We start from the raw sequence: 7,023 nt of genomic DNA on the forward strand, positions 1-7,023 counted from the left end.
AGGGCGGCCGAGCCGACCTTCATGCGGCGCCAGCCAGGCCATTTCCTTGTCTACCCAGATCAGCATCGAGCCGCGCTTGCGCAACGCGGCGTTATAGCTGGACCAGTTCGTCGTGCGGTAGCGGGCGGGAGGAGGTTTGCTCATGCGACCCGTCTAACCGCATGGATTCGCGATGTGAATCGCCCGCAGTCAGAGTTTCGCAACAACGCCGATCAGAACCGCGCGGCCTAACCGAAATCGTGGCGCCGCACCTTGATTTGGGATTCGGCGTTTTGAGCGCGGTTCTGTCGGGTTACACCAGCCACCTCGTCTTCAGGCGACAAAAGTTGGCACGGGAAGGAGGATTCCTTCACCTTCTGGCTTGCGCCGTTCGGCAAATCCGGATGGGTGGTCCACGCCAAGCCGCCCTTCGGCGGCCCGCAAGCGGTGTTGGCCTACCTGAGCCGATACCCACCGGGTGGCGATCTCGAACCACCGCCTGGTCAGCGCCGACACCGAAACCGTGGCGTTGCACTAGAAGGATTACAGGATCAGGCGCGGCGACGAACAAAAGGTCATGCGGCTGGCAACGTCCAAGTTCTTTCGCCGCTTCCTGATCCATGTCTGCCCGTCAGCTTCCACCGCATCCGACATTACGGCCTGCTGGCCAGCTCGACCCGCAAGGCCAACATCACCAGGATCCGCGCCGGCCTGCGTTATCTCCCACTGAATAAAAGACACGATAGATGGGGCCTGGTATGCGGGTCTATTTCCGATCGCTCTAAACAATTTTGGGCACGCTGACCTGATCGTCCGCTCTCGCGAAAATGCTGCAGGAGCCACGCGGCACCGCCGCAAGTCCGCTGTCCGCCCGTTTCTGACCAAAAAGATCGGTCGCCCTAAGGCCCCTAAAGCGCGAAACTTGGAAGCTGTTGCCTGCACCCAAACGAGAATGGCGGGCGAGACCGATCGTGTCTGGAGGCACCGGGGAGCAGATTCGCCAGAAAAGCATGGCGCTTGAGCCGAATTGATCTGGAACCTGCAGCCACGCGCGGTCCTTCGAATTCCAAACTCGGTCAGGACATGGTAATCGAATGTGGCAACTGCAGGAAGAGCCATGAGCGTGGAAACCCAAGTCGCTCTCGTCGGCATCGGTATTTCGGGTCTGACCGTGATCGCCGTCAAAGTCATGGTTTGGTTCGACGAGCACGAGAAGCGCGCAAGTGCCAACGGCGGAGTAAAGGCCGGCCACGCGGCGGCGCAAAACCAGGCCAGCGGCAGGGCGCCAAGCGCCATGGCCCGCGCGCTTGCCGCATAGCTGGCGCGTGCCATGGCGCATTGGACCACAGGGCCAATTCTGTGGCGGGTGATCAGGTTTAGCCGTGTGCCTTTCGGGCGCGGCTTTGGCCGAGCCGATAGCTGTCGCCGTTCATCTCGAGGATGTTGACGTGGTGTGTCAGCCTGTCGAGCAGTGCGCCGGTCAGGCGTTCGGTGCCGAAGCTTTCGGTCCGTTCGTCGAACGGCAGGTTGCTGGTGATCATCGTGGACCCGCGCTCATAGCGCTGCGAGATCAGCTCGAACAAGAGTTCTGCGCCGGCCTTGCTCAGCGGCACGAAGCTCAACTCGTCGATGATGAGCAGCCTGACGGCGGCCAGCTGCTTTTGCAGGCGGAGCAGACGGCGCTCGTCGCGCGCCTCCATCAGCTCGTTGACCAGCGTCGCGGCGGTGGTGAAGCTGACCGACAGCCCTTTCTGGCAGGCAGCCAGCCCCAACCCGAGGGCAACATGAGTCTTGCCCGTGCCGCTGGGCCCGAGAGCGATGATGTTCTCGCTCCGCTCGATCCACTCGCAGCGGGCCAGTTCCAGCACCTGCATCTTGTTGAGCTTCGGGATCGCCTTGAAGTCGAAGCTGTCGAGGCTCTTGGTGGCCGGGAACTTCGCGGCCTTGATGCGGCGTTCGATCATCCGCCGCTCGCGGTCGATCAGCTCCAGCTCGACCAGACGCGCCAGGAACTGGACATGATCCAGCCCCTCGGCGGCGCACTGGCGGGCGAGCTTTTCATACTCGCGCAGGAAGGTGGGCAGCTTCAGCGTCTTCAGATGTTCCTCGAGCAGGATCTTCGGGGTGTCGGTCATGCCGCATCCTCCGACAGCAGAGACATGTAGCTGGCCGCCGAGGTGGTCGCGACATCGGCACGCGGCAGGTAGGGGTAGACCTCGAGGTCGAGCTTCGGCGGCCGCCTCTCGACCTGACAGAGAACGAGGTGCTTGACCGCATCGAAGCCGACCGCGCCCAGTTGCAGGGCCTTCTTCACGGCCGCATGGAGATCGACGATGTCGAAGGTCTGCAGAAGGCGCAGAACCTGGACATACTCGCGGCGTCCCGCCTTGATCATCCGCGCTTCCATCAGGCGGCGCAGGATCGCAAACTCCGGCGGCAGGCCCTATTCCGCCAGAGGTGCTGCCTGATCCAGGGCGTTGATCTTGCGCTCGATGAGCGGCAGGTAATGCACCGGATCGAAGACCATGTCCTCGCGGCCGTAGCAGCGGGGATGGCGTGCGATGACTTCACCACCGCAGCCGATCACGACCTCGTCGACATAGCCCCTGATCCAGACGTCGCGGTGGCCGTAGGCGACGGGCACCGAGTAATCGTTGGTCTTGTAGCGCACCAGCGCTTGGGAACTGACCCGTCCGGTGGTTTGATCGCAGGCATCGAACGGCGCAGCCGGTAGGTCGGCCATCGCGGCCAGATCCCGCACGAGCCGTTCCCCGATCGTCTCGGACTGGCCCCGCAGGACATCCGCTTGGCGCCTGCGGCACTGCTCCTCCAGATGGGCGTTGAACGCGTCACAAGTTGCGACCCGCGGGATCGGCACCATGAAGTTGCGGCGGGAATAGCCAACCAGCCCTTCCGCATTGCCCTTGTCGTTGCCCTTTCCGGGCCGTCCGTAGCGGTCGCGGAACAGGTAATGCGACAGGAACCCGCTGAAGAGCGTGGCCCGCTGACGCGTCCCGTCCGGCAGGATCTTCGCAACCAGACAGCGGTCGTTGTCGTAGAGGACCGACGCGGGCACCTTGCCAAAGAACGCGAAGGCGTGAACGTGGCCATCAATCCAGGCTTCCGCTGTCGCCGCCGGTTAAGCGCGCACAAAGCAGGCATCGCTGTGCGGCAGGTCCATGACGAAGAAATGCGCCTTCTCGACGCCGTCGATGATGACCACCGCCTCGCCAAAGTCGGCTTGGGCATGACCGGGCGGATGCGCCAGCGGCACGAACATCTCTCGGCCGCGCCGTTCGCGCTCCCGCATGTAGTCCTTCACGATCGTGTAGCCGCCGGTGAAACCATGCTCATCGCGGAGCCGTTCGAACACCCGCTTCGCCGTGTGCCGCTGCTTGCGATGGACCTCGCGATCGCCATCCAGCCAGCCGTCGATGATCCCGGTGAACCCGTCCAGCTTCGGCCGCTTCACCGGCGCCGTCCGCCGGTATCCCGGAGGAATCGAGAACGCCAACATCTTCTGAACGCTGTCGCGCGAAATCCCGAAGTGGTGCGCCGCCGCCCGCTGGCTCATGCCCTCCGCACAGGCCAATCGCACCTTACGATACAAGTCCACGGTGAAAATCCTCCCGCCCTCCCTGCCGCCAGAAAGGGTAAAGGTGGACGACTTTTACGCCGCCCGCAGCAGGCTCATCCCGCCGCTACCGTGGCAGACTTTTGCACCGCCGTTCTCACCTCCAGCGCCTTCAGGCGCCGCGCATCGGACAGCTCCATGCCCCCATACCTGGTCTTGAGCTTGTAGAATGTCGCTGGACTGAGCCCGTGCCGGCGGCACACCTCCGCCGTCGGCATCTCCGCTTCCTGCACTTGCGCCCGCAGCCGTTCATCACGTGCCAGATCACCGGTCGATTCTCAGCACCGATCGCTGCGAGGAACGCAGCCGTATCTTGCCGTGCCGGAAGAGAGCGTAGGCGAGCCCCTTCAAACCCTCGGTCGAGCCGACCAGATTCCGCGCACGAGCCGCGTTCGTGCCGCGCAGCGCCTTGCGACCTCCGCGCTCGTATAATGCCAGAAGCTGTGCGCTCGAGATCAGAGAGAGGTGAGTGAAGGCCTGCGGGAAGTTGCCGAGGAACGCGCCACTCGCCGGATCAATTTGTTCTGCATAAAGGCCGACATCGTTGGCATGGGAGAGCAGCCTTTCGAAGAGAGCGCGTGCCTCGTCGCCTCGACCCACCGAAAGCAGCGCCCCGACGAACCAGAAGCTCGTGATCATGAAGGCGCCCTCGCCGCCTGGCAGACCGTCGTCTACGCGATACCGATAGACGAAGTCGCCGTCCTTGAGGTCGGCCTCGATCTTCAAAATGGTCCTCTCGATGAGCGCATCGTCGAGTGGCATCCCGAGAAGCGGGACTTGTAGCAGAGATGCGTCCGTGCCCTCTGCGTCGAACGATTGCGCGAGGTATTGGAGATCATCCGCACAGCCTTGGCTCCGGATCGCGCACAGGATCGCATCCCGGTTCTCGCGCCAGATCGGGCGATCGCCGAAAAGGCGTGCCGCCCGGTCAAGCGTGACCCAAGCCATGATTTTTCCCTGCGTGAAATGCCGGGGTTCCCCGCGCATCTCCCACAGTCCCTGGTCCGGCTCTCGCCAGGTCTTGCAAACATGGTCCGCGACGCTCTTAAAGAGCGCCGTCTCGTCTGCTCCTAGGCGTTCGCCCAGGCTGACGCGCAACTCCGCCCAGTCGAGCACCTCGCCGAAAACGTCGAGCTGGCGTTGTTCGGCGGCGTCGTTGCCGACCCTCACGGGCCTACTCCGATGATATCCCGACAGCTGATCGAGCGCGCGCTCGGGCAGAAAGGGTGAGCCGTCGATACCGTACATGATCCGCATGACCGAGCCTTCCCGCAGACAATGGCGGGTCAGAAACTCCGTGAAGCGCCGGCCTTCGCCGCTGTAGCCGAGCACCGACAGCGCAAAGAGCGCGTAGGTCGCGTCGCGCATCCAGCAGAATCGATAGTCCCAGTTCCGTCCACCACCGATCTCCTCGGGAAGCGAGGTGGTGGGCGCCGCGACAAGAGCGCCGGTCGGCGCATAGGTCAGGAGCTTGAGTGCCAGCGCGCTACGCCCGACGGCATCCTGGTAGGGCCCCCGGTAGCGAGAGTATTCCGACCACTCGGTCCAATACGCCTTGGTCGTCTCGAACAGCGCGTCGATCTGGTCCCGGGGGTCGCTCAGCGCGTCCATCCCCGTCAGCACCATGCTCTGCCGATCTCCTTCGCGGAGGTCGGATTCGATGATCGCGTCCCCCGATTGCAGTCGGACTTCGCCGTTACACCACACTTTCATGCCGCCGTCGCAGCAGACACCGTCCCGCTCGATCGTTAGTCCCGGCGCCTCGGTCGAGAAGCCAGCGGAACGCGGAGCAAAACGTGATGTCACGCGGACTGTTCCAGACACGCATTCCAGACGGCGTACGAGCCAGCCGGGAGCGTTGAGCGTGACATAATCGTGGATACCGGCGCTGCGTGATCTCCCGACCGGCATGAAATCGATGACGTCCAGCACCCCCGAGTCCGACTCGAAGCGCGTGCACAGGATATTCGTCCGGGGAAGGTACTCTCGTATCGTGCGGACGGTTCCTTCGATGCCGACCTCCCACGTCCCACCACGGTCTTCGTCGAGGAGATGAAAGAACACCGGGTCGGCGTCGAACCTGAGCAAAGTGCACCAGTCAATACTGCCCTGTTTCGAAACGAGTGCCGCTCCATGGCAGTCGCCGATGAGGGCATAATCCTTGAGCGGCGGCTGACGACGGGCTGAAGGCAAGAGCCGCTCCATCGCTATTGTACCTCATTCAGACCGGTCACGAGATCGGCGCAGAAATCGGTGACGCATGATCAGGCGGAAGTTTAACATTGGAGGAGGCCGTCGCGGACCTCAACCCCTGCGATGACCTCTGCGAGGCGCTTCTGGCATCGAGTTTGCGCCACTTCATAGCGCTTGGATCATCAGCTTGAAAGAAACGCCAGTCTTGCGGCTGAGGCACCTCTTAGTGCGTTTTTTCTTGCGAAGACGGGTGGTGGAGAATGCGCGGCAGGGATCACTTTCTGCCGCACCTTTCGCGCTGGAAGGCGCGGGCGGCCGGGTTCCCATATAAGCACCGTAGACCTGATGGGGGCTCTCCCGCTCGACCGGATGGCGCAGGGGGCACGGGCCCTGTCAGAGCAACCGAGATTGAAGCGGGCGACCCACCCTGCCCCACGCCCAAGCCTTCCCCGTTCAAGTACTTCAAGCCGGAGATCATCCGCCTGGCGGTCATGCTCTACGTGCGTCTCCCGCTCTCTCTGCGTAACGCCTAGGATCTGCTGCGCGAGCGCGCGTAGATGTGAGCCATGAGACCGTCCGCTTCTGGTGGCATCGCTTCGGGCCGCTGTTCGCGGGCCAGGTCCGCTAGCGCCGGATCAAAGGAATGAAATCCAACCGCTGGCGCTGGCACCTCGACGAGAGGTTCGTGAAGCTCCGGTTCCGACAAATGCGGGTTCTGCAGAAACTTGCCGCCGTCCACGCCTCCGTCGCCAATCACTTCAACCACGAACGCAGCCTCTAGATCCGAACCTGGTACGAGCTGAACCATACCGCCGCTCTGGCTGAATGACGTGGTCTCTGCGCGGGACAAGGGACAGCGCCAAACGGCGTTGTTGCGTAACTCTGACTGCGGGCGATTCACATCGCGAATCCCTGCGGTTAGACGGGTCGCATGAGCAAGCCTCCTCCCGCCCGCTACCGCACGACGAACTGGTCCAGCCATAACGCCGCGTTGCGCAAGCGCGGCTCGATGCTGATCTGGGTAGACAGGAAATGGCCTGGCTGGCGCCGCATGAAGGTCGGCTCGGCCGCCCTCCCGTCTTCTCCGATGCCGCGATCCAGTTCTGCCTCTCGATCAAGGTGCTTTTCAAGCTGCCCTTGCGGCAGACCGCGGGCATGGTGGCCAGCCTGCTGCGGCTGGCGGGATTGAACTGGTCCGTCCCCGACTTCAGCACCCT

Annotated in this window: 3 protein-coding genes and 6 pseudogenes; 4 read left to right on the top strand and 5 right to left on the bottom strand. The window is 63.1% G+C overall.

The genetic code is table 11. The features are described 5' to 3' along the window. Positions 1–144 (bottom strand): annotated as a pseudogene (locus BLW27_RS21020) (IS5/IS1182 family transposase); the annotation flags it as partial. 201 nt (positions 145–345) lie between these two features. Here BLW27_RS21020 and BLW27_RS20020 point away from each other — a divergent pair. Further along, positions 346–783: pseudogene (locus BLW27_RS20020) on the top strand (transposase); the annotation flags it as partial. A gap of 313 nt (positions 784–1,096) precedes the next feature. Then, positions 1,097–1,297: a hypothetical protein gene (locus tag BLW27_RS20025; RefSeq protein WP_089886448.1), complete on the top strand. Its 201-nt coding sequence runs from the start codon at positions 1,097–1,099 to the stop codon at positions 1,295–1,297. Positions 1,298–1,355: 58 nt separating this feature from the next. Here the strand turns inward: BLW27_RS20025 and istB are convergent, their stop codons facing one another. The 4 genes and pseudogenes from istB to BLW27_RS20045 form a co-directional block, all read right to left on the bottom strand. Then, a complete protein-coding gene (istB, locus tag BLW27_RS20030; protein ID WP_089886450.1) occupies positions 1,356–2,114 on the bottom strand; it encodes an IS21-like element helper ATPase IstB in 759 nt (252 codons plus the stop codon). Continuing rightward, positions 2,111–3,595 (bottom strand): annotated as a pseudogene (istA, locus tag BLW27_RS20035) (IS21 family transposase). Before istA ends, istB begins: the two are co-directional and overlap by 4 nt. A 98-nt stretch (positions 3,596–3,693) precedes the next feature. Next, positions 3,694–3,876, bottom strand: a pseudogene (locus BLW27_RS20040) (transposase); the annotation flags it as partial. A 1-nt stretch (position 3,877) separates the two neighbouring features. Then, the gene (locus tag BLW27_RS20045; RefSeq protein ID WP_089886452.1) at positions 3,878–5,818 is read right to left on the bottom strand and encodes a glycoside hydrolase family 15 protein; all 1,941 of its coding nucleotides are present in this window, start codon (positions 5,816–5,818) and stop codon (positions 3,878–3,880) included. A gap of 479 nt (positions 5,819–6,297) precedes the next feature. Between BLW27_RS20045 and BLW27_RS21850 the strand changes: the two are divergent. Continuing rightward, positions 6,298–6,584 (top strand): annotated as a pseudogene (locus BLW27_RS21850) (hypothetical protein); the annotation flags it as partial. 153 nt (positions 6,585–6,737) lie between these two features. Next, positions 6,738–7,023 (top strand): annotated as a pseudogene (locus tag BLW27_RS20055) (transposase); the annotation flags it as partial.

This window comes from Citreimonas salinaria, assembly GCF_900107235.1.
Classification (GTDB): domain Bacteria; phylum Pseudomonadota; class Alphaproteobacteria; order Rhodobacterales; family Rhodobacteraceae; genus Citreimonas; species Citreimonas salinaria.